General features: G+C 70.1%; 17 protein-coding genes. 12 read left to right on the top strand and 5 right to left on the bottom strand.

The window, feature by feature from the left end:
- The first annotated feature begins 16 nt into the window (after positions 1–16).
- The 11 genes from nuoE (at position 17) to recQ (ending at position 15,359) form a co-directional block, all read left to right on the top strand.
- The gene (gene nuoE, locus A6A29_RS03960) at positions 17–856 is read left to right on the top strand and encodes an NADH-quinone oxidoreductase subunit NuoE (protein WP_073718464.1); all 840 of its coding nucleotides are present in this window, start codon (positions 17–19) and stop codon (positions 854–856) included.
- On the top strand, positions 856–2,220 hold the full coding sequence (gene nuoF, locus A6A29_RS03955; protein ID WP_073718463.1) for an NADH-quinone oxidoreductase subunit NuoF: 1,365 nt from the start codon (positions 856–858) through the stop codon (positions 2,218–2,220). Before nuoE ends, nuoF begins: the two co-directional genes overlap by 1 nt.
- Entirely contained in the window at positions 2,217–4,727 is a 2,511-nt protein-coding gene (locus tag A6A29_RS03950; RefSeq protein WP_073718462.1) for an NADH-quinone oxidoreductase subunit G, read from the top strand. The genes nuoF and A6A29_RS03950 overlap by 4 nt, the downstream gene beginning before the upstream one ends.
- The gene (gene nuoH / locus A6A29_RS03945) at positions 4,724–6,127 is read left to right on the top strand and encodes an NADH-quinone oxidoreductase subunit NuoH (protein WP_073718461.1); all 1,404 of its coding nucleotides are present in this window, start codon (positions 4,724–4,726) and stop codon (positions 6,125–6,127) included. The genes A6A29_RS03950 and nuoH overlap by 4 nt, the downstream gene beginning before the upstream one ends.
- Positions 6,120–6,806 (top strand): NADH-quinone oxidoreductase subunit NuoI, encoded by a 687-nt coding sequence (nuoI, locus tag A6A29_RS03940; RefSeq protein WP_073718460.1) that lies wholly within the window; start codon positions 6,120–6,122, stop codon positions 6,804–6,806. The genes nuoH and nuoI overlap by 8 nt, the downstream gene beginning before the upstream one ends.
- Positions 6,803–7,630: an NADH-quinone oxidoreductase subunit J gene (locus tag A6A29_RS03935; RefSeq protein ID WP_073718459.1), complete on the top strand. Its 828-nt coding sequence runs from the start codon at positions 6,803–6,805 to the stop codon at positions 7,628–7,630. Before nuoI ends, A6A29_RS03935 begins: the two co-directional genes overlap by 4 nt.
- Positions 7,627–7,926 (top strand): NADH-quinone oxidoreductase subunit NuoK, encoded by a 300-nt coding sequence (gene nuoK, locus A6A29_RS03930; protein ID WP_073718458.1) that lies wholly within the window; start codon positions 7,627–7,629, stop codon positions 7,924–7,926. Before A6A29_RS03935 ends, nuoK begins: the two co-directional genes overlap by 4 nt.
- Before the next feature lie 13 nt (positions 7,927–7,939).
- The gene (nuoL, locus tag A6A29_RS03925) at positions 7,940–9,835 is read left to right on the top strand and encodes an NADH-quinone oxidoreductase subunit L (protein WP_073718457.1); all 1,896 of its coding nucleotides are present in this window, start codon (positions 7,940–7,942) and stop codon (positions 9,833–9,835) included.
- Positions 9,836–9,840: 5 nt separating this feature from the next.
- On the top strand, positions 9,841–11,412 hold the full coding sequence (locus A6A29_RS03920) for an NADH-quinone oxidoreductase subunit M (RefSeq protein WP_073718456.1): 1,572 nt from the start codon (positions 9,841–9,843) through the stop codon (positions 11,410–11,412).
- Entirely contained in the window at positions 11,409–13,070 is a 1,662-nt protein-coding gene (gene nuoN / locus A6A29_RS03915) for an NADH-quinone oxidoreductase subunit NuoN (RefSeq protein ID WP_073718455.1), read from the top strand. The genes A6A29_RS03920 and nuoN overlap by 4 nt, the downstream gene beginning before the upstream one ends.
- A 198-nt stretch (positions 13,071–13,268) precedes the next feature.
- Positions 13,269–15,359, top strand: coding sequence for a DNA helicase RecQ (recQ, locus tag A6A29_RS03910; protein ID WP_107468126.1), 2,091 nt, complete (start codon positions 13,269–13,271; stop codon positions 15,357–15,359).
- Positions 15,360–15,390: 31 nt separating this feature from the next.
- On the opposite strand, the gene A6A29_RS03905 is transcribed toward recQ, so the two are convergent.
- The 5 genes from A6A29_RS03905 to A6A29_RS03885 form a co-directional block, all read right to left on the bottom strand.
- Entirely contained in the window at positions 15,391–16,011 is a 621-nt protein-coding gene (locus A6A29_RS03905) for a Uma2 family endonuclease (RefSeq protein ID WP_073718453.1), read from the bottom strand.
- Positions 16,012–16,122: 111 nt separating this feature from the next.
- Positions 16,123–16,806, bottom strand: coding sequence for a GOLPH3/VPS74 family protein (locus tag A6A29_RS03900; RefSeq protein WP_073718452.1), 684 nt, complete (start codon positions 16,804–16,806; stop codon positions 16,123–16,125).
- Positions 16,803–18,032, bottom strand: a complete 1,230-nt coding sequence (gene fahA, locus A6A29_RS03895) for a fumarylacetoacetase (protein WP_073718451.1) — start codon at positions 18,030–18,032, stop codon at positions 16,803–16,805. The genes A6A29_RS03900 and fahA overlap by 4 nt, the downstream gene beginning before the upstream one ends.
- A 147-nt stretch (positions 18,033–18,179) precedes the next feature.
- Positions 18,180–20,174: a CocE/NonD family hydrolase gene (locus A6A29_RS03890; RefSeq protein WP_073718450.1), complete on the bottom strand. Its 1,995-nt coding sequence runs from the start codon at positions 20,172–20,174 to the stop codon at positions 18,180–18,182.
- Positions 20,175–20,183: 9 nt separating this feature from the next.
- Entirely contained in the window at positions 20,184–21,683 is a 1,500-nt protein-coding gene (locus A6A29_RS03885) for a peptide MFS transporter (RefSeq protein ID WP_073718449.1), read from the bottom strand.
- A gap of 156 nt (positions 21,684–21,839) precedes the next feature.
- On the opposite strand from A6A29_RS03885, the gene A6A29_RS03880 reads away from it, so the two are divergent.
- Positions 21,840–22,850 (top strand): polyprenyl synthetase family protein, encoded by a 1,011-nt coding sequence (locus A6A29_RS03880; RefSeq protein WP_073718448.1) that lies wholly within the window; start codon positions 21,840–21,842, stop codon positions 22,848–22,850.
- The last annotated feature ends 74 nt before the right edge of the window (positions 22,851–22,924 follow it).

Raw genomic sequence — 22,924 nt, 5'->3', positions numbered from 1 at the left:
AGAGGTCAGTCTGGGGATGCCGCAGCTCCCCGCCCCCGCCTACCCGGCCGACGTACGCGCCCGGCTCGAAGCGGACGCGAAGGAGGTGATCGCCCGCTACCCCGACAGCCGCTCCGCGCTGCTGCCGCTGCTCCACCTGGTGCAGTCCGAGGAAGGCTTCGTCTCCCGTACGGGCATGGCCCTCTGCGCCGAACTGCTCAGCCTCACCACCGCCGAGGTCACCGCCGTCGCGACCTTCTACACCATGTACCGGCGCAGGCCGAGCGGCGACTACCAGGTCGGTGTCTGCACCAACACGCTGTGCGCGGTCATGGGCGGTGACGCCATCTTCGACCGGCTGAAGGACCACCTCGGTGTCGGCAACGACGAGACCACCGAGGACGGCAAGGTCACCCTCGAACACATCGAGTGCAACGCGGCCTGCGACTTCGCGCCCGTGGTGATGGTCAACTGGGAGTTCTTCGACAACCAGACGCCCGAGAGCGCGACCCGACTCGTGGACGACCTGATCGCCGGGCGCACCGTCGAACCCACCCGCGGCGCCCCGCTCTGCTCGTACAAGGAGACCTCGCGCATCCTGGCCGGCTTCCCCGACGAGCGCCCCGGCGCCGTCGAGGCGAGCGGCGGCGCGGGACACGCCTCGCTGGTCGGGCTCAAGCTCGCCAAGGGCGAGGCCGTCCCGCGGGCCCGCGTGGTCTCCCCGCGCGGCGAGACCCCCCGTGACGCGGCGCCCCACGACGCGCAGCCCCACGACGCGTCACCGTCCGACCACCTCAGCTCTCATGACGCACCACAGCAGACCTCGGCCTCCGACCCGGAGCACCCGGCCGGTCCGGTAACCGAGGAGGGGGAGTGATGACCTTGGCCGCCGAGATCAACGAGAACGGGACCAGCCCGGAGAAGCTGCTCTCGCCCGTACTCTCCGCCTTCTGGGACCAGCCGGACTCCTGGACGCTGGACACCTATCTGCGCCACGACGGCTACCAGGGACTGCGCAAGGCGCTGGCCATGTCGCCCGACGACCTCATCGCGTACGTCAAGGACTCCGGTCTGCGCGGACGTGGCGGCGCGGGCTTCCCCACCGGGATGAAGTGGCAGTTCATCCCGCAGGGCGACGGCAAGCCGCACTACCTCGTCGTCAACGCCGACGAATCGGAGCCCGGGACCTGCAAGGACATCCCGCTCCTCTTCGCCAACCCGCACAGCCTCATCGAGGGCATGGTGATCGCCTGTTACGCGATCCGTTCCTCGCACGCCTTCATCTACCTGCGCGGTGAAGTGGTCCCCGTACTGCGGCGCCTGCACGAGGCCGTACGCGAGGCTTATGAGGCGGGTTATCTGGGGGCGAACATCCTGGGTTCGGGGCTCGACCTGGAACTCACGGTGCACGCGGGTGCCGGTGCGTACATCTGTGGTGAGGAAACCGCGCTGCTCGACTCGCTGGAAGGACGGCGTGGCCAGCCCCGGCTGCGTCCCCCCTTCCCCGCGGTCGCCGGTCTGTACGCCTGCCCCACTGTGGTGAACAACGTCGAGTCCATCGCCTCGGTTCCCGCGATCCTGAACAAGGGCAAGGACTGGTTCAAGTCGATGGGCAGCGAGAAGTCCCCGGGCTTCACGCTGTACTCGCTCAGCGGCCACGTCACCAGCCCCGGCCAGTACGAGGCCCCGCTCGGCATCACGCTGCGCCAGCTGCTCGACATGAGCGGCGGCATCCGGGCCGGTCACCGCCTGAAGTTCTGGACCCCGGGCGGCTCCTCCACCCCGATGTTCACCGACGAACACCTCGACGTCCCCCTCGACTACGAGGGCGTCGGCGCCGCCGGATCGATGCTCGGCACCAAGGCGCTCCAGTGCTTCGACGAGACGACCTGCGTGGTCCGGGCCGTCACCCGGTGGACCGAGTTCTACGCCCACGAGTCCTGCGGCAAGTGCACACCCTGCCGCGAGGGCACGTACTGGCTCGTCCAGTTGCTCCGCGACATCGAGGCGGGCAAGGGCCGGATGTCCGACCTCGACAAGCTCAACGACATCGCCGACAACATCAACGGCAAGTCCTTCTGCGCCCTCGGCGACGGTGCCGCCTCGCCGATCTTCTCCTCGCTCACGTACTTCCGCGAGGAGTACGAGCAGCACATCACGGGCAAGGGCTGCCCCTTCGATCCCGCCAAGTCGACCGTCTGGGCCGACGACAAGAACACTCACCGGGGGGTGAACGCATGACAGTCACCACGAGTGCGCCCTCCGGGGGCGGCGAGGCGGCTCTCCCGCCCGAGGACCTTGTCACGCTGACCATCGACGGCATCGAGATCAGCGTCCCCAAGGGCACCCTGGTCATCAGGGCCGCCGAACTCCTCGGCATCGAGATCCCGCGCTTCTGCGACCATCCGCTCCTCGACCCGGCCGGCGCCTGCCGGCAGTGCATCGTCGAGGTCGAGGGCCAGCGCAAGCCGATGGCGTCCTGCACCATCACCTGCACCGACGGCATGGTCGTCAAGTCGCAGATCACCTCGCCCGTCGCCGAGAAGGCGCAGAAGGGCGTGATGGAACTGCTGCTGATCAACCATCCGCTGGACTGCCCCGTCTGCGACAAGGGCGGCGAGTGCCCCCTGCAGAACCAGGCGATGTCGCACGGCGACAGCGACTCCCGCTTCGACGGCAAGAAGCGCACCTTCGAAAAGCCCGTCCCGATCTCCACCCAGGTGCTGCTGGACCGTGAGCGGTGCGTGCTCTGCGCGCGCTGCACCCGGTTCTCCAACCAGGTGGCGGGCGACCCGATGATCGAGCTGATCGAGCGCGGCGCGCTCCAGCAGGTCGGCATCGGCCAGGGCGACCCCTTCGAGTCGTACTTCTCCGGCAACACCATCCAGATCTGCCCGGTCGGCGCGCTGACCTCGGCGGCGTACCGGTTCCGCTCCCGTCCCTTCGACCTGGTGTCGACGCCTTCGGTGTGCGAGCACTGCGCGGGCGGCTGCGCGACCCGTACCGACCACCGGCGCGGAAAGGTCATGCGGCGTCTCGCGGCCAACGAGCCCGAGGTCAACGAGGAATGGCTCTGCGACAAGGGGCGGTTCGGCTTCCGGTACGCGCAGCAGCGCGACCGGCTCACCACTCCGCTCGTACGCAACGCGGACGGTGTGCTGGAACCGGCGAGCTGGCCCGAGGCGCTGGCCGCCGCGGCGGCCGGGCTCGGTGCCGCGCGGGGCAGGACCGGAGTCCTGACCGGCGGCCGGCTGACCGTCGAGGACGCCTACGCGTACAGCAAGTTCGCCCGGGTCGCCCTCGACACCAATGACATCGACTTCCGGGCCCGGGTCCACAGCGGCGAGGAGGCCGACTTCCTGGCCGCCCGGGTCGCCGGACGCGGACGCGACCTGGACGGCGACGGGGTCACGTACACCTCCCTGGAGAAGGCCCCGGCGGTGCTGCTGGTCGGCTTCGAGTCCGAGGAGGAGGCCCCCGGCGTCTTCCTGCGGCTGCGCAAGGCGAACCGCAAGCACGGGCAGCGCACCTTCGCCCTCGCCTCGCACGCCTCGCGCGGCCTGGTGAAGGCGGGCGGCACGCTGCTTCCCGCGGCCCCCGGCACCGAGACCGAATGGCTGGACGCGCTCGCGGGCGGCGTCGGGCTGGACGGCGGCGGCGCCACGGCGGCCGAGGCGCTGCGCGGCGAAGGCTCCGTGATCGTGGTGGGCGAGCGGCTGGCCGGGGTACCCGGTGCGCTGAGCGCCGCCGTACGGACCGCTGCCGCGACCGGCGCCGCGCTGGTGTGGATTCCGCGCCGGGCCGGCGAGCGCGGCGCGGTGGAGGCGGGCGCGCTCCCGACCCTGCTGCCCGGCGGCCGTCCGGCCACCGACCCGCGGGCCAGGGACGAGGTGGCGGCCCTCTGGCGCGTCGCCGAACTCCCCGCCCGCCACGGCCGCGACACCGGCCAGATCGTGGCGGCCGCGGCCTCCGGCGAACTGGCCGCGCTGCTCGTCGCCGGGGTCGAGGTCGCGGACCTGCCCGACCCGGCCCGTGCCCTCGCGGCCCTGGACGAGGTCGGATTCCTGGTCTCGCTGGAGCTGCGGCCCAGCGAGGTCACCGAGCGGGCGGACGTGGTCCTCCCGGTCGCCGCGGTCGCCGAGAAGCCCGGCACCTTCCTCAACTGGGAGGGCAGGGCGCGGTTGTTCGAGGCGGCGCTGAAGCCCGAGCAGATGCCCCGGACGCTCTGCCCGAGCGACGCCAGGGTCCTGCACATGCTGGCCGACGCGCTCGATGTGCACTTCGCGCTGCCGGACCTGAAGTCGGTCCGGCGCGAGCTGGACCGGCTCGGCGGATGGCAGGGCGTCCACGCCGAGGACCCGCGGGAGTCGGCGCTGCCGCTTCCCCGGCCCGGCGACGGCGAGGCGGTCCTCGCGGGCCACCGGATGCTGCTGGACCTGGGCCGGCTCCAGGAGGGCGACACGGCGCTGGCGGGCACCCGGCACGCGGCCGTCGCCCGGCTCTCGGCGGTCACCGCTGCCGAGTCCGGGGTGAAGGACGGCGACCTGCTCGCCGTCACCGGCCCCACCGGCACCGTCGAACTCCCGCTGAAGGTCACCGACATGCCGGACCGGGTGGTCTGGGTGCCGCTGAACTCCGTCGGGCGAGGCATCCCCGGTGACACCGGCGCACGCCCCGGCGGCCTGGTGCGGATCGGCCCCGCCGCCGCACCGGGTGCTCCCGTCGTCCCATCGGAGGTACGCGCGTGACTGGCCTCGCTCCCTTCGCGACGGCACCGGGCGGTGCCGTTCTCGCCGCCGAGGATCTCTCGATGTTCGGCACCGACCCCTGGTGGCTCGTCGTCATCAAGGCGGTCTTCTGCTTCGCGTTCCTGATGGTGACCGTGCTCTTCTCCATCGTGTGGGAGCGCAAGGTCGTCGCCTGGATGCAGCTGCGCATCGGGCCGAACCGGCACGGGCCCTGGGGGATGCTCCAGTCGCTCGCCGACGGCGTCAAGCTGATGCTGAAGGAAGACGTCATCGTCAAGCGGGCGGACAAGGTCGTCTATGTCCTCGCGCCGATCATCGCGGCCATCCCGGCGTTCATGGCGATCGCCGTGATCCCGTTCGGCCCGTCCGGCAACGAGGTCTCGATCTTCGGCCAGCGCACGACGATGCAGCTGACCGACCTGCCGATCGCGATGCTCTACATCCTCGCGGTCGCCTCCGTCGGCATCTACGGCATCGTGCTGGCGGGCTGGTCCTCCGGATCGACGTACCCGCTCCTCGGCGGGCTCCGTTCCTGCGCGCAGATGATCAGCTACGAGATCGCGATGGGCGCCGCGTTCGCCTCGGTCTTCCTCTACTCCGGGTCGATGTCGACCTCGAAGATCGTGGAGGCGCAGGAGGACCGCTGGTTCATCATCCTGCTGCCGGTCTCCTTCATCATCTACATCATCACGATGGTGGGCGAGACGAACCGCGCCCCGTTCGACATGCCGGAGTCCGAGGGTGACCTCGTCGGCGGCTTCAACACCGAGTACTCGTCCATCAAGTTCGCGATGTTCATGCTCGCCGAGTACGTCAACATGGTCACCGTCTCCGCGGTCTCCGTGACCCTGTTCCTCGGCGGCTGGCGGGCTCCGTACCCGGTCAGCACGTTCTGGGAGGGCGCGAACCACGGCTGGTGGCCGATGCTCTGGTTCGTCATCAAGGTCCAGCTGCTGCTGTTCTTCTTCATCTGGCTGCGCGGCACGCTGCCCCGTGTCCGCTACGACCAGCTGATGAAGCTCGGCTGGAAGGTCCTGATCCCGGTCTCCGTGGTCTGGCTGATGCTCGTCGCCACGGTCCGCGCGCTGCGCAACGAGGGCTACGACTTCTCCCGGATCGTGCTGTACGTCGCCGGGGCCGTGATCGCGATCCTGCTGATCTCCTTCGTCGTCGACATGTTCCGGGACCGCCAGGCCAAGGCCGAGGAGGCGGCGGCCGGACCGGAGCCCGCGTTCGACCCGATGGCGGGCGGATTCCCGGTGCCTCCGCTGCCCGGACAGACCCTGCCGACCGTGCCGCGCCGCCGTCCACGACGGGAGCGGGAGCTCGTTGTCAGTGGTGGGCCGGATACTCAGAGTGACGGAAATTCGAGTGACGGAAAGGAGGCTGACGGTGTCTGAGTCATCAGAGCCCAGGGGATCGAGCGAGTCCTCGGGACCCACGGGATCCACGGGGTCCTCAGGGTCCTCGGGGGACAAGTTCCAGAATCCTGTGGCCGGTTTCGGCGTGACCTTCAAGGCCATGTTCAAGAAACGGCTGACCGAGCAGTATCCGGAAACGCAGAAGGTCACGGCGCCCCGCTTCCACGGCCGCCACCAGCTCAACCGTCATCCGGACGGCCTGGAGAAGTGCATCGGCTGCGAGCTGTGCGCCTGGGCGTGTCCGGCCGACGCCATCTACGTGGAGGGCGCGGACAACAAGGAGGAGGAGCGCTACTCCCCCGGGGAGCGCTACGGCCGCGTCTACCAGATCAACTACGCGCGCTGCATCCTCTGCGGACTCTGCATCGAGGCCTGCCCGACCAGGGCGCTGACGATGACGAACGAGTTCGAGCTCGCCAACACCACCCGCGAGAGCCTCATCTACACCAAGGACGAGCTGCTCGCGGGGCTGGAGGAAGGCATGGTCGACAGCCCGCACGCGATCTTCCCGGGCATGGACGAACAGGACTACTACCGGGGCCTGGTGACCGAGGCCGCCCCCGGTACGGAGCGTCAGACCGCCGTCTCCAAGGGCGAGGGCGAGAAGGACGGGGCCGAGGGCGACAAGGCCCGGCAGGACAAGGAGGTGGACGCATGAGTGGCCTGGCCGCAGTGGCCTCCACCACCTCGACCGGCGAGGCCTTCCAGTTCTGGGTACTGGGCACCGTCGCCGTGATCGGCGCGCTGTCCACCGTCCTGATGAAGAGGGCCGTCCACAGCGCCCTGTCGCTCGCCGCGACCATGATCGTCCTGGCGGTCTTCTACCTCGCCAACGGCGCGTACTTCCTGGGCGTCGTCCAGATCGTCGTCTACACCGGCGCGATCATGATGCTGTTCCTCTTCGTGGTCATGCTCGTCGGCGTCACGGCCGCGGACTCGCTGAAGGAAACCCTCAAGGGGCAGCGCTGGCTGGCCGCGGGCTGCGGACTCGGCTTCGGCGTCCTGCTCATCGCGGGCATCGGCAACGCCTCCTTGAACAGCTTCACCGGGCTCGGCACCGCCAACGCCGAGCACGGCGGAAACGTCGAGGGGCTCGCCAACCTGATCTTCACCAAGTACGTCTTCGCGTTCGAGATCACCGGCGCCCTGCTGATCACCGCGACCGTCGGTGCGATGGTGCTCACCCACCGCGAGCGCACCGAACGGGCCAAGACCCAGCGGGAGATGTCTGAGGAGCGCGTGCGCGGCAGCCAGCTTCCGCCACTGCCCGCCCCCGGCGTCTACGCCCGGCACAACGGGGTGGACATCGCCGGCCTGCTGCCGGACGGCACCCCGTCCGAGCTCACCGTCATGGGGACGCTGCGCGAGCGCGGCCAGATCCGTGATGTGTCGCACGAGGCGCTCGCCGACCTCAAGGCGCTGGAACAGCGCTCGGAGGAACGGCTCGGCCGTGACAACGAAGAAGAGGAGGTCGCCAAGTGAATCCGGTCAACTACCTCTATCTAGCGGCCCTGTTGTTCACCATCGGCGCGTCCGGGGTGCTGATCAGGCGGAACGCGATCGTGGTGTTCATGTGTGTGGAGCTGATGCTCAACGCGTGCAACCTCGCGTTCGTCACGTTCTCCCGGATGCACGGCAACCTCGACGGGCAGATCGTCGCGTTCTTCACGATGGTCGTCGCCGCCGCGGAAGTCGTCGTCGGGCTCGCGATCATCGTGTCGCTGTTCCGCTCCCGCCACTCGGCCTCGGTCGACGACGCCAGCCTGATGAAGCTGTAAGGGGTCGGAAATCGTGGAGAACCTGATTGCGCTGCTCGTCGCGGCGCCTCTGCTCGGAGCGGCGGTCCTGCTGTGCGGCGGCCGTCGGCTGGACCGGGCCGGACACTGGCTCGGCACCGCCCTCGCCGCCGCCTCCTTCGTCGTGGGAGTCGTCCTCTTCCTCGACATGCTGGGCAAGGGGGCCGAGGACCGGGCCCTGCACCAGCACCTGTTCAGCTGGATTCCCGTCGAGGGCTTCCAGGCGGACATCGCCTTCCAGCTCGACCAGCTGTCGATGACCTTCGTGCTGCTGATCACCGGTGTGGGCACGCTGATCCACATCTACTCCATCGGCTACATGGAGCACGACGAGCGCCGGCGCCGCTTCTTCGGCTATCTGAACCTGTTCCTCGCGGCGATGCTCGTGCTGGTCATCGCCGACAACTACCTGCTGCTGTACGTCGGGTGGGAGGGCGTCGGTCTGGCGTCGTACCTGCTCATCGGCTTCTGGCAGCACAAGCCCAGCGCGGCCACCGCCGCGAAGAAGGCCTTCCTGGTCAACCGGGTCGGCGACATGGGCCTGTCGATCGCCATCATGCTGATGTTCACCACCTTCGGCACCTTCGCCTTCGGGCCGGTGCTGGAGGCGACCGGCGGGACGAGCGAGGGCAAGCTGACGGCGATCGGCCTGATGCTGCTGCTCGCCGCCTGCGGCAAGTCGGCCCAGGTGCCGCTGCAGTCCTGGCTCGGTGACGCGATGGAGGGCCCGACCCCGGTCTCCGCCCTCATCCACGCCGCCACCATGGTGACCGCGGGCGTCTATCTCATCGTCAGGTCCGGTGCGATCTTCAACGCCGCCCCGGACGCCCAGATGGTCGTCGTCATCGTCGGCGCGGTCACGCTCCTGTTCGGTGCGATCGTCGGTTGCGCGAAGGACGACATCAAGAAGGCCCTCGCCGGGTCGACGATGTCCCAGATCGGCTACATGATCCTGGCCGCGGGCCTCGGCCCCATCGGCTACGTCTTCGCGATCATGCACCTGGTGACGCACGGCTTCTTCAAGGCCGGGCTCTTCCTCGGCGCCGGTTCGGTCATGCACGGCATGAACGACGAGGTCGACATGCGCAAGTACGGCGGCCTGCGGAAGCACATGCCGGTCACCTTCATCACCTTCGGCCTCGGCTATCTCGCGATCATCGGCTTCCCCGGTCTGTCCGGCTTCTTCTCCAAGGACAAGATCATCGAGGCGGCCTTCGCCAAGGGCGGCACCGAGGGCTGGATCCTCGGCTCCGTCGCCCTGCTGGGCGCCGCGATCACCGCGTTCTACATGACGCGGGTGATGCTGATGACGTTCTTCGGCGAGAAGCGCTGGCAGCCCGACGCCGAGGGGCACGAGCCGCACCCGCACGAGTCCCCGAAGTCGATGACGATCCCCATGATCGTGCTGGCCTTCGGTTCGGTCTTCGCGGGTGGCTTCTTCTCCATCGGCGACCGGTTCATGCACTGGCTGGAGCCCGTCACCGGACACGACCACGGCGATGCCCCGGTCAGCGCGACCACCGTCACCGCCGCCACCATGGTGGTGCTCGTCATCGGTGTCGCCATCGCCTGGCTGAAGTACGGGCGCAAGCCCGTCCCCGTCGTCGCCCCGCGCGGCTCGCTGCTCACCCGGGCCGCCCGCCGCGACCTCCTCCAGGACGACTTCAACCATGTGGTCCTGGTCCGCGGCGGTGAGCACCTCACCCGCTCCCTGGTCTACGTCGATCACACCCTGGTCGACGGCGTCGTCAACGGCACGGCCGCCTCGGTCGGCGGGCTCTCCGGCCGACTGCGCAAGCTGCAGAACGGCTATGCCCGCTCCTACGCGGTCTCGATGTTCGGCGGTACGGCCGTGGTCATCGCCGCAACCCTGCTGATGAGGGCGGTCTGATCACCATGTCCTTTCCTCTCCTGACAGCGACGGCCGCACTCCCGGCGATCGGCGCGATCGTCACCGCCGCCGTCCCGGCCGCGCGGCGCACCGCGGCCAAATGGCTCGCGCTGCTCTTCTCGCTCGGCACACTCGTGCTGGCGGGCATCGTCTTCGCCCGCTTCGAGCCCGGCGGCGACCGCTACCAGCTCACCGAATCGCACTCCTGGATCGCCGACTTCGGGGTGCGCTACGAGCTGGGCGTGGACGGCATCGGGGTGGCGCTCCTCGCGCTCACCGCCCTGCTGATCCCGTTCGTCATCGTGGCGGGCTGGCACGACGCCGACCCCCTGGAGACGAAGTCCTCGCGCTGGCGGCCCACCCAGGGCTTCTTCGCCCTGATCCTGATGGTCGAAGCGATGGTGATCCTCTCCTTCGAGGCCACCGACGTCTTCCTCTTCTACATCCTGTTCGAAGCCATGCTCATCCCGATGTACTTCCTCATCGGCGGCTTCGGGGACCGGGCCCACTCCGGCAGCGACGAGAACGCGGCGGCGCAACGCTCGTACGCCGCCGTGAAGTTCCTCCTCTACAACCTGGCCGGCGGCCTGATCATGCTGGCCGCCGTCATCGGCCTGTATGTCGTCGCGGGGAGCTTCTCGCTCGCCGAGATCGCCGAGGCGCGGGCCAACGGGTCGCTGGAGATGGCGACCAGCACCGAGCGGTGGCTGTTCCTCGGGTTCTTCTTCGCCTTCGCGGTGAAGGCCCCGCTGTGGCCGCTGCACACCTGGCTGCCCAACGCCATGGGGGAGGCCACGGCGCCGGTCGCCGTGCTGATCACCGCGATCGTCGACAAGGTCGGCACGTTCGCGATGCTCCGCTTCTGCCTCCAGCTCTTCCCGGAGGCCAGCAAGTGGGCGACGCCCGTCGTCCTCGTCCTGGCGCTGATCTCCATCGTGTACGGGGCGCTGCTCGCGGTCGGCCAGCGCGACATCAAGCGGCTGATCGCCTACGCCTCGATCTCGCACTTCGGCTTCATCATCCTGGGCATCTTCGCGATGACCAGCCAGGGCCAGTCGGGCGCCACGCTCTACATGGTCAACCACGGCATCTCGACGGCCGCGCTGCTGCTGGTCGCCGGATTCCTGATCACCCGGCGCGGTTCGCGGCTCATCGCGGACTACGGAGGGGTGCAGAAGGTGGCACCCGTGCTGGCCGGGACCTTTCTGATCGGCGGTCTGGCCACGCTCTCGCTGCCCGGCCTCGCGCCGTTCGTCAGCGAATTCCTGGTGCTGGTCGGCACGTTCAGCGCGTACCCGGTGGCGGGCATCATCGCCACCTCCGGCATCGTGCTCGCCGCGGTCTATGTCCTCGTCCTCTACCAGCGGACGATGACCGGCCCGGTGAAGGCATCGGTCCGGGGGATGCCGGACCTCAGGGCCCGGGAGCTGGTGGTGGCCCTCCCGCTGATCGCGCTGCTGATCTTCCTGGGGGTCTTCCCGAAGCCGCTCACCGAGGTCGTCAACCCCGGGGTGCAGCACACCATGAATGACGTACAGAAGAAGGACCCCCAGCCCGAGGTGGAGGCCGCCAAGTGAGCGCAACAGCTGTCCACAGCCTGTGGACGACGGCGGGAGGGTGGGCGACGGCCGCCCCGGGCCAGAAGTTCGAGGCGCCGAACATCGAGTACGGCCAGCTCGCGCCCGTACTCATCGTGATCGGTGCCGCCGTTCTCGGCATCCTGGTGGAGGCATTCGTCCCGCGCCGGGCCCGCTACCACACGCAGGTCTTCCTGACCGTCGTGGCACTCGCCGCCTCGTTCGCGGCGGTCCTCGCCCTGGCGGCCGACGGGTACGCCTCCGATCCGCACCTCGCGGCGATGAAGGCCATCGCGATCGACGGCCCCACACTGTTCCTCCAGGGCACGATTCTGCTCGTCTCGGTGGTGGCGGTCTTCACCTTCGCCGAGCGGCGCCTGGACCCCGAGTCGCACGGCAACCGGGTCGACTCCTTCGCCGCCCAGGCCGGTTCCGTCCCGGGCAGCGACAGCGAGAAGGCCGCGGTCAGGGCCGGATTCACCACGACCGAGGTGTTCCCGCTGGTCCTCTTCTGCATCGCGGGCATGCTGGTCTTCCCGGCCGCCAACGATCTGCTGACCCTCTTCATCGCGCTCGAAGTCTTCTCGCTCCCGCTCTACCTCCTGTGCGCCCTCGCCCGCCGCAAGCGGCTGATGTCGCAGGAGGCCGCGGTGAAGTACTTCCTGCTCGGCGCGTTCTCCTCGGCGTTCTTCCTCTTCGGGATCGCCCTGCTCTACGGGTACGCGGGCTCGCTCTCGTACGCCCGGATCGCCAATGTGGTCGACGGCTCCGTCATCGAGATCGACCCGGCGCTCGCCGACACCATGGGCAATGACGCGCTGCTGCTCATCGGCGGTGCGATGGTCCTGACCGGGCTGCTCTTCAAGGTCGGCGCGGTCCCGTTCCACATGTGGACCCCGGACGTCTACCAGGGCGCGCCGACCCCGGTCACCGGCTTCATGGCCGCGGCCACCAAGGTCGCCGCGTTCGGTGCGATGCTGCGGTTGCTGTACGTGGTGCTGCCGGGGCTCACCTGGGACTGGCGCCCGGTGATGTGGGGCGTGGCCATCGTCACGATGCTGGGCGGGGCGATCGTCGCGATCACCCAGACCGACATCAAGCGGATGCTGGCCTACTCCTCCATCGCGCACGCGGGCTTCATCCTCTCGGGTGTCATCGCGACCAACCCGAACGGCATCTCCTCGGTCCTCTTCTACCTGGCCGCGTACTCCTTCGTGACGGTCGGCGCGTTCGCCGTCGTCACGCTGGTGCGCGACGCGGGCGGCGAGGCCACGCACCTGTCCAAGTGGGCCGGACTCGGCCGGCGCTCGCCGCTGGTCGCCGCGGTCTTCGCGGTGTTCCTGCTGGCCTTCGCCGGTATCCCGCTGACCTCGGGCTTCTCCGGGAAGTTCGCGGTCTTCAAGGCGGCGGCGGAGAGCGGCGCGGGCGCCCTGGTCGTGGTCGGTGTGATCTCCTCGGCCATCGCCGCGTTCTTCTACATCCGGGTCATCGTCCTGATGTTCTTCAGCGAGCCGAAGGCGGACGGCCCGACGGTCGCCGTCCCGTCCCCGCTGACGATGACGACGATCGCCGTCGGTGTCGCGGTCACCGTGGTGCTGGGCCTGGCCCCGCAGTACTTCCTCGACCTGGCGGGTCAGGCGGGAGTGTTCGCGCGGTAGCCGCACCGCATCGCGCCGCCGCACCGTGCCACGGCACGGTGGCGCCGGCACCGTCCGCCGGGCGGGCCCGATCTCCGGGCCCGTCCGGCGTTGTCATCGGTGGCGCTTATCGTGGCAGGAGACGGTGAAGCGGTGAGACGGTGCGGGACAGAGCGGGACGGACCGGGGGACAGAGCGATGAGCGGGACGGGCGTAACCATGGATGTGACCGAGAGCGATGCGCGGCAGACACTGCATCGCGTATTCGGGTACGAGTCGTTCCGCGGCGAGCAGGGTGACGTCATCGAGCATGTGGTGGCGGGCGGTGACGCGGTCGTGCTCATGCCGACCGGTGGCGGCAAGTCCCTCTGCTACCAGATCCCGGCACTGGTCAGGCCCGGCACCGGCATCGTCGTCTCGCCGCTGATCGCCCTCATGCAGGACCAGGTGGACGCCCTGCGGGCGCTCGGGGTGCGGGCCGGCTTCGTCAACTCCACGCAGGACTTCGACGAGCGGCGCTCGATGGAGGCGCAGTTCCTCGCGGGCGAGCTCGACCTGCTGTATCTGGCACCGGAGCGGCTGCGCCTGGACTCCACGCTCTCGCTGCTCGCCCGGGGCGAGATCTCGGTCTTCGCGATCGACGAGGCGCACTGCGTGGCCCAGTGGGGCCACGACTTCCGCCCGGACTACCTGGCCCTGTCCGTGCTGGGCGAGCGCTGGCCCGATGTCCCGCGGATCGCACTGACGGCCACGGCGACCGACGCCACGCACCGGGAGATCACCCAGCGCCTGGGGATGCCCGACGCGAAGCACTTCGTCGCCAGCTTCGACCGGCCCAACATCCAGTACCGGGTCGTGCCGAAGGCCGACCCGAAGAAGCAGCTGCTGACGTTCCTCAAGGAGGAGCACGACGGGGAAGCGGGCATCGTCTACTGCCTCTCGCGCAACTCGACCGAGAAGACCGCCGAGTACCTCTGCCGCAACGGCATCGAGGCCGTGGCGTACCACGCGGGACTGGATGCCGGGACGCGCGCCGTCAACCAGGCGCGCTTCCTCCGCGAGGAGGGCCTGGTCGTCGTCGCGACCATCGCCTTCGGCATGGGCATCGACAAGCCGGACGTCCGCTTCGTCGCCCACCTCGACCTGCCGAAGTCAGTCGAGGGCTATTACCAGGAGACCGGCCGCGCGGGCCGTGACGGTGCGCCCTCCACGGCGTGGATGGCCTACGGCCTCCAGGACGTCGTCCAGCAGCGCAAGCTCATCCAGGGCGGGGAGGGCGACGAGGCGTTCCGCCGCCGGGCGGCCTCCCACCTGGACTCCATGCTGGCCCTGTGCGAGACGGTGCAGTGCCGCCGGGCCCAACTGCTGACGTACTTCGGCCAGGAGCCCACGGCGGAGTCCTGCGGCAACTGCGACACCTGCCTCACCCCGCCCGAGACCTGGGACGGCACGGTGGTCGCACAGAAGCTGCTGTCCACCGTGGTGCGGCTGAAGCGGGAGCGCGGGCAGAAGTTCGGCGCGGGCCAGATCATCGACATCCTGCTGGGCCGCAAGACCGCGAAGATCATCCAGTTCGACCACGACCAGCTGTCGGTCTTCGGCATCGGCGAGGAGCTGGCCGAGGCCGAATGGCGGGGTGTGGTGCGCCAGCTGCTGGCCCAGGGGCTGCTCGCCGTCGAGGGCGAGTACGGCACGCTGGTGCTCACCGAGGAGAGCGGCACGGTGCTCGGCCGGGAGCGCGAGGTGCTGCTGCGCAAGGAGCCAAAGAAGCCCACGTCCCGGTCCATGAAGGGCGAGCGCACCTCGAAGGCGGCGGCGGCCGTCGCGGAGCTGCCCGAGTCGGCCGTCCCGGTCTTCGAGGCGCTGCGCGCCTGGCGCGGCGCGACGGCGAAGGAGCAGGGCGTCCCGGCGTACGTCATCTTCCACGACGCGACGCTGCGGGAGATCGCCGCGCTGCGGCCCGGGTCACTGGCGGAGCTGGGCGGCATCAGCGGCCTCGGCGAGAAGAAGCTGGCGACGTACGGGGAAGGGGTGCTGGCCGTGCTCGCGGAGCTGGGCCCGGCACCGGACCGGCCCGAGACCGAGTCCCCGGCCGCGGCACCAGCGGCGGTACCGGCTCCGGCTCCCGCTCCGGCTCCCGCTCAGGCTCCCGCTCAGGCTCCCGCTCCGGCTCCCGCTCCGGCACGGACCCCGGCTCCCGCACGGACCCGGGCCGCCGCGCCGGTGGCCCGCCCGTCCGCTGCCCGCCCGTCCGCCCCGGACAGTGACCCGGAGTTCGGCTGGGACGAGGAACCGCCCGAGTACGAGTGAGTACCGGGCGGTGACGGGAGGGCGGTGGGACCTAACCCAGGTCCCCCGCCCGGTGGCGGGGCGTGATGGCCGTGAGGTCCAGGTCGATGGGGAACGGCACCGACACCTTCATGCGGTCGTGGAAGATCCCCGTCGAGGTGTAGGCACCGGTGGCGGGTTCCCGCTCGAAGACATAGACCACGGCCCGGCCGTCCTGGTTCTCGACCCGCCAGTAGTGGGGGATGGTCGCGCGGGCGTATTTCACGGGCTTGGTCTCCCGGTCGCGCGACCGGGACTCGGGGGAGACGACTTCGATGGCGAGGCGCACCGACTCGGCGGGGAACCGGGTCTGCTTCGGATCTTGGACGATCTCACCGTCGATGACGATCACATCGGGTTCCGGCCGGTTGTAGCGGTCGATGTCGGTGGTGAACTCGCGCACTACTTGCAGTTCGGGTGGGGCCAGTGACCGTAGCTGCCAGTTGAAGAAGTCGACCGCCCGTGAATGGAACACGGTCTGGGGACCGACGAAGACCAGGCTCCCGTCGATCAGCTCCGTATGCGGAGGCAGATTCGGGAGTGTGTCCAGGTCATCGGCGGTCCAGCCGCCCTCGGGCGGGACCGCCCACCGCGGCTCGGGGGCCTCGGGTTCGACGCTCGTCAGTGCTCCCATGGGACGGAGTCTCGCGGGTCCGATCAGCGTATCCGCCGGGAACCGGATGCGGCTCCCCCGAACGTGTGAGCGTCTCGCGCACCGCTGACCACCGGCCCTGCGGGGCAGCCCTCAGTCGCCCCCGCCGCTCCCTCCGCCGCCCCCGCCCCCGCCGCCGCTCCGGTTCGCCCGGTCCTGGCTCACGTTGCGGTGCACGGCGTGCGCGGACCACTCCTCGCGGCGCAGCGTCCGCATGGCCGCCCGGCCGCGGCGGCCGTCCGCGGTCACCTCCGGTGCCAGCCCGGTCGCCGAGACCAGTGCGGCCAGCAGTCGGTCGCGGCGGTCGGGGAAGCCGGCCCGTTCGGCGGCCGTGAAGCGGTCCCGTACCCGCGCGGCGTCGTCCCCGGGGCCCGCCGGGTGGCGGTGGAAGGGGAGCAGACCGAGGAAGCGGCGGGTCTCCCTGCGCAGGGTGCCGCGCTCCACCAGGGAGTCCAGATACAGCCCCTCGGTCTGCCGGGCGGTCTGCCGGATCCAGCGTTTCGCGGACACACCCGAGCCGAACGTGCTCTTCCCCGGTGCGGGCAGGCTGCGCAGGAGGACGGCCAGCAGCGGATCGGCCGGGTCCAGCGGGTTCGCCACCAGTACCCGGCCGTGCTGTTCGGTGATGCGCCCCTGGAGCTCCAGCTCGGCCAGGACCGCCCCCGCCATCCCGTACTCCAGGAAGCGGCCCCGGCACAGGGGCTTGCCCCGTCGCGGGTCCAGGGCGAGCAGCAGCAGTTCCTCGGGGAGCGTCGGCCCGGGTGTGTCCCGGGTCATGGCGCGGGAACGATCCGGCCGGTCACTTCGCCGAGGCCGACGCGCGTCCCGTCCGGGCCCGGCGCCCAGGCCGTCAGCGTCACCGTGTCGCCGTCCTCCAGGAACGTCCGCTTGCCGTTGGGGAGGTCCAGCGGGTCGCGGCCGTTCCAGGTGAGTTCGAGGAGGGAGCCGCGCTGGCCCGGCTCGGCGCCGCTGACCGTGCCGGAGCCGTACAGATCGCCGGTGCGCAGGGACGCCCCGTTCACCGTCATCTGCGCCAACTGCTGGGCGGCCGTCCAGTACATGGAGGAGAACGGCGGCTCGGCCACCACCTGGCCGTTGATCGCGACGGAGATCCGCAGGTCGATGCCGCCCGGCTCCTCCTCCCGCGCGTCGTCGAGGTAGGGCAGCAGCGGGAAGTCGCGGGCGGGCGGCGCGGTGCGGGCCGCGTCCAGGGCCTCCAGCGGAGTCACCCACGGCGATACGGAGGTGGCGAAGGACTTGCCGAGGAACGGGCCCAGCGGCACGTACTCCCATGCCTGGATGTCGCGCGCCGACCAGTCGTTGAGCAGCGAGAGCCCGAAGACGTGCTCGCGGAAGTCGCCGAGCGCGACCGGGGTGCCCTGCTCGGAGGGGACGCCCACGACGAAACCGACCTCGGCCTCGATGTCCAGTTTCACCGAGGGGCCGAAGACCGGCGCCGGATCGGAGGGGGCCTTGCGCTGGCCGGAGGGCCGCACCACATCCGTACCGGAGACGACGACCGTGCCGGCCCGTCCGTGGTAACCGATCGGCAGGTGCTTCCAGTTGGGCGTCAGCGCGGCACCGTCCGGGCGGAAGATCCGGCCGACGTTGGTGGCGTGGTGCTCGCTCGCGTAGAAGTCGACGTAGTCCGCCACTTTGTAGGGCAGGTGCAGCTTCACCGCGTCGACGGGGTGCAGCAGCGGCTCGATGTCCGCGCGGTGGGCCGGGACCGTCAACCAGGCGGTGAGCGCCCGGCGGACGTCGCGCCAGGCGGTGCGTCCGGCCGAGAGCAGCGGCATCAGGCTGGGCCGGTCCAGCAGTCCGGCGTAGGGCGAGCCGAGCGCGTGGGCGGCGGCTCCGGCGTCCAGCACATGGCTGCCGATGCGGACGCCGACCCGGCGGTCGTCGGGGTGGTCGGGGGTGGAGAACACTCCGTACGGAAGGTTGTGCGGGCCGAAGGGATCGCCCTCGGCCAGATCGAGCGGGCTGCTCTGCTCGGACATGTGTTGCTGCCTCGCTTTCCAGGTCGCTTGGGGGACACGTTACGTCGGTCCCCCTGCCCCGCGGCAGTGCCCCAACTATGCGCAATGCCCGGAAAGTTCTGTGGGGCACCCGGAAACCCGGGTGCCCCACGCGTACCTCCGGGCGGCTTACCCCGCTGTGCGCGGAATGCGCTTCTCCCAGGTGCGGTGGAAGACGACCTCGCCGCCGTCCTTGCAGACCACCTCGTCGGACGTGATGAAGTCGTCCGCGTCCGCGCTGATCTCGGAGCGCGTCTCGATCAGCACGTCCCAGGCCATCTCCGGCCGGTGCAGCCGGATCGTCCAGTCGGAGCGGGTCCGGGCGGAGAGCGGGTCGTTCTCCTGGATCGTGTACGTCTCGACCGCGTCCTCGGTGAATTCGAGGCCGTCCGGGTAGACCCGCGTACCGCCGTAGCGCGGGTCGACCTCCATCCGCCATTCGCCCTTGGCGACATCGCGGACCACCAGCCGCTCGGGGCGCTGCTCGTCGAGGGTCACCGGGTAGACGACGCCCAGCGGTTCGGACTGCTCCGGTTCGCCGAAGGTGATCGCGGGGTCCTCCGTGTGGCGGCGCACCGGGAGTTCGACGAAGCTGCCGTCCGCGTCGAGGGTGAAGCCCGCCGAGCCGGCCTGCGGCCAGATCCAGGGCCAGTACGAGGAGGAGATCGCGATCCTGATCCGGTGGCCGGGCGGGAAGGTGTGCCCGATGCCGTTCAGCTCGAAGGTCACGTCCTCGCTCTCGCCGACGGGCCAGTCCTCGCGGCGGTCGCGCCCGTGGCGGGCCGAGAAGTTGAGCACGCCCCGGGTGACCAGGGTGGAGGAGCCGTCCGGGGCCACGTCGCAGAGCCGGGCGATGGCCTGGCCGCGCGGTACGTCCATCCGGACCCGGAGCTTCACCCGGGGGCGGCCCAGGATCTCGATGGGGGAGTCCTCGACGGGGAACTCGAACGACACCGACTTGGCGTCCTCGTCGCGCTGGTCGGGCGGCAGGTCGGCATCGTTGCCGAACGGGAAGAAGCGGCCCGCGTCCACCCCGGTCTGCTGCGGCGAGCGCACGATCCGCTCGCCGCCCTGGAGGGCGTACGCGACCGGCGCCACGTTCTCCGAGGGCCAGCTCGCGTCGCCGACCCAGCGGCCGGGCAGCGTCTCGTACACCGTGGCGGGCGGGTGCGAGCCGCTGATCCAGGACCGCAGCAGCGGCTCCCGCATCACTCCGGTGTCCTTGTTCTTGAGGTGCTGGTCCCACCAGCGCAGCGTCTCCTGGAGGAAGCCGATCGCCGGCCCCGGCGGCAGCCCCCGGTCCGGGTACTGGTGCGACCACGGTCCGATCAGCCCGCGCACCTGCCCGGGGTCCAGGTGCTCGACGAGCCGCAGCACGGTGTCGCGGTACGGGTCGTGCCAGCCGCCCACCGCGAGGACGTTCGCCTTGATGGCGCCGTAGTCCTCGCAGACGCTGCCGTGCCTCCAGTAGTCGTCGCGGGTCTGGTGGGCCAGCCAGGTGTGGATGAAGGGGTCGACGGCCTCCAGCCGCTTGAGCCACATGGCCTTCCAGTCGTCGCCGACCTGTGCCGGGTCCGGCGGCCGGGAGACGAAGGCCAGCATCGTGGCGGCCCAGGCGTGCATGTCGACGGCGAGGACCGAGCCGCCCATGTAGTGGACGTCGTTGTCGTAGCGGTCGTCGGCCGAGCAGACGGTGACGATCGCCTTCAGCGGCTCGGGGGCGAGTGCGGCGATCTGGAGGGAGTTGAAGCCGCCCCAGGAGATGCCGAACATGCCGACCCGGCCGGAGCACCACTCCTGCTGGGCCAGCCAGTGGATGACGGCGACCCCGTCGTTCAGTTCGGTCGCGTCGTACTCGTCGCCCGGCATGCCCTCGCTGTTGCCGTGGCCGCGGACGTCGACCCGTACGGAGGCGTAGCCGTGGCCCGCGTACCAGGGGTGGCGCTGCCAGTCGCGGGGGGCCGTCCAGTCGCTGAGCCGGTAGGGCAGGTACTCCAGCAGCGCGGGGACCGGCTCGTCCGTGAGGGGCCGCCAGATCCGGGCGTACAGCTGTGTGCCGTCCGGCAGCGGAATATGGACGTCCTCGCGGAACGTCTCGTACGGGAACTCGGTGCTGATGTGCATGGCGGTACCTCAGTGGACGGGGTGCATGGTGCGCTTGAGCCAGGGGGCGGCGGCGATCATCGCCACACCGGCCACCACCGCGATCGCACCGTTGACACCGAAGTAGGCGGGGTTGGAGACCTCGCCGTACAGCTTCACGATCTGGGCCTGGATGCCGTTGGCGAGGGCCAGCGACAGGAACCACAGCGCCATCGTCTGGCTGGCGAAGGCCTTGGGGGCGAGCTTGGTGGTGGCCGACATGCCGGAGGTCTCCAGCAGGACGTCGCCGAGCCCGAGCAGCAGATACGAGCCGACGATCCACCAGGCGGCCATCTTGAACGTGTCGTCGGAGTGCCCGGACGTGGGCAGGACCATCAGCAGGAACGAGAGCCCGCCGAGGATCACCCCGAACGCGATCTTGTTGGAGGCGTGCGGCTGGCGGGGGCCCATCCGCGCCCACACGGTGGCGACCACGGGCGCCAGCGCGACCTCGAAGGCGCCGAGCGCGGAGGCGTACCAGCTGGCCGGGAAGTGGAAGCCGAAGATCTCGGTACGGGCGTTGGTCGACGCGAGCAGCATCATCGTCGAGTACGCCTGGAAGAGGATGAAGTTGAAGACGACGGAACCCAGGAACAGCACCACGTACGGACGGAGCCTGCCGCGCTCCTCGGCGCTCACCCGGGGGCTTTTGAACATGACGACGAAGTAGACGACCGGGGCGATCACCGAGATCACGGTCAGGACGTCGACGAGCCGGTCCATCGTCAGCCAGCCGGCCAGCGCCAGCGCGGTGGCGAGGGCGGCGAACACGACGGCCCCGACGACGATCAGCCGTACGGCACGGCGCATCGGTCCGGGGGCGAGCGGGAACTCCGCGCCGTGCTTACGCCCGGCCAGGTGACGCCGGCCCGCCACGTACTGGATCAGGCCCAGCGTCATGCCGACGGCGGCGGCCGAGAAGCCCCAGTGCCAGCTCGCGTGGTCGCCGAGCCAGCCGGTGATCAGCGGACCGGCGAAGGCGCCGATGTTGATGCCCATGTAGTAGAGGGCGAATCCGGCGTCGCGCCGCTCGTCGTCGGTGCGGTAGAGCTTGCCGACCATCGAGGCGACATTGGGCTTGAGCAGGCCCGTTCCGGCGCTGATCAGGCCCAGGCCGACCCAGGTCATGGTGTCGGTCGGCACGGCCATCGAATAGTGGCCGCAGGCGATGAGGATGCCGCCGTACAGGACGGCGCGGTACGAGCCGAGGATGCGGTCGGCCAGCCAGCCACCGGCCACGGAGACCAGATACACCAGGGTGCCGTAGGCGGCGGAGACGGACGCGGCGGTGCCGGCGTCCATGCCCATTCCGCCGTTCGACACCTTGTCGGCGAAGAAAAGGACCAGGATCGCCTGCATGCCCAGGAACGAGAAGCGCTCCCAGACCTCCAGGCCGGACAGGGTCATCAGGCCCCGTGGCTGGCCGAAGAAGGCGTGGTCGTCCCCGGGCGGGGGCTGGGTCGACTCGGTGTCGTTGGCGGTGTGCGACAAAGCGGTAACTCCTGATCGTATGAGCTGATCCCGAACATACCGGCGGTGGCGGGAAGGCGCCCACGGTGATCCAAAGCGGACCGGATACGCTGAGTTGAGTGATGACAGCGACACATCGACAATCCGTGTGATCGTCAGTAGACAGGAGATCCCCTCGTGACCGTCGTCGGGCCGTTCGGACTGCGCGTGCGGGACCAGGCTCTTGAGGCCGATGTCCAGACGGGTTTGGCCGCTGTCGAGGCGGGGCTGCTCGAAGCGACCAAGAGCGAGGTCCCGTTCATCACGGAGGCCGCGCAGCACCTTGTACGTGCAGGGGGCAAGCGTTTTCGGCCGCTGCTGGTCATGCTGGCGTCCCAGTTCGGTGACCCGGACGCGCCCGGGGTCGTTCCCTCGGCCGTGGTCGTCGAGCTGACCCATCTGGCGACGCTCTACCACGACGACGTGATGGACGAGGCGGACGTACGCCGCGGGGTGGACAGCGCCAACGTCCGCTGGGGCAACTCCGTCGCCGTCCTGACCGGCGACTTCCTCTTCGCCCGCGCCTCGCACATCCTGGCCGACCTCGGCCCGGAGGCCGTACGCATCCAGGCGGAGGCGTTCGAGCGCCTGGTCACCGGCCAGATCCTGGAGACCGCGGGCCCGCGCGACGGCCGCGACCCGGTCGACCACTACCTGGACGTCCTGAGCGGCAAGACCGGCTCGCTGGTCGCGGTGTCCGGGCGGTTCGGCGCCATGATGTCCGGCGCCGACGAGCGGGTCGTCGACATCCTCACCCAGTACGGGGAACGCCTCGGCATCGCCTTCCAGCTCGCCGACGACGTCCTGGACATCGCCTCCGACTCCCACGAGTCCGGCAAGACCCCCGGCACCGACCTGCGCGAGGGCATCTCCACGCTGCCGGTCCTGCGGCTGCGGGCGCAGGCGGCGGCCTACGGCAAGCCGGAGGACCTGGAGCTCGTGGAGCTGCTGGACGGCGACCTGAGCGACGACGGCAGGCTGGCCGAGGCGCTGCGCGGGCTGCGCGCCCACCCGGCGCTGGAGCAGGCCCGGCAGGACACCGTCCGGTACGCGCAGGAGGCGCGGGCCACGCTGGCGCCGCTGCCCGAGGGCTACGCCAAGTCCGCACTGGCGGAGCTGTGCGACGCCGTGGTGCACCGGGCCGGCTGACACACCGTTCGGCCCTACCCCTACTGGACGGCCGGCCCTGAGCCGCCGGTTGTCATACCGGAGCAGTAGACGGA

The sequence above is a fragment of the Streptomyces sp. TSRI0281 genome (genome assembly GCF_001905125.1).
GTDB lineage: Bacteria > Actinomycetota > Actinomycetes > Streptomycetales > Streptomycetaceae > Streptomyces.
The sequence above is the reverse complement of the archived record's forward strand: the minus strand, read 5'-3'. Positions and strand labels throughout refer to the sequence as shown.

Coding starts and splice junctions, on each gene's coding strand:
- nuoE (WP_073718464.1), top strand. CDS start 17: ATGCCGCAGCTCCCCGCCCCCGCCTACCCGGCCGACGTACGCGCCCGG.
- nuoF (WP_073718463.1), top strand. CDS start 856: ATGACCTTGGCCGCCGAGATCAACGAGAACGGGACCAGCCCGGAGAAG.
- A6A29_RS03950 (WP_073718462.1), top strand. CDS start 2,217: ATGACAGTCACCACGAGTGCGCCCTCCGGGGGCGGCGAGGCGGCTCTC.
- A6A29_RS03935 (WP_073718459.1), top strand. CDS start 6,803: ATGAGTGGCCTGGCCGCAGTGGCCTCCACCACCTCGACCGGCGAGGCC.
- A6A29_RS03920 (WP_073718456.1), top strand. CDS start 9,841: ATGTCCTTTCCTCTCCTGACAGCGACGGCCGCACTCCCGGCGATCGGC.
- recQ (WP_107468126.1), top strand. CDS start 13,269: ATGGATGTGACCGAGAGCGATGCGCGGCAGACACTGCATCGCGTATTC.
- A6A29_RS03905 (WP_073718453.1), bottom strand. CDS start 16,011: ATGGGAGCACTGACGAGCGTCGAACCCGAGGCCCCCGAGCCGCGGTGG.
- A6A29_RS03900 (WP_073718452.1), bottom strand. CDS start 16,806: ATGACCCGGGACACACCCGGGCCGACGCTCCCCGAGGAACTGCTGCTG.
- fahA (WP_073718451.1), bottom strand. CDS start 18,032: ATGTCCGAGCAGAGCAGCCCGCTCGATCTGGCCGAGGGCGATCCCTTC.
- A6A29_RS03890 (WP_073718450.1), bottom strand. CDS start 20,174: ATGCACATCAGCACCGAGTTCCCGTACGAGACGTTCCGCGAGGACGTC.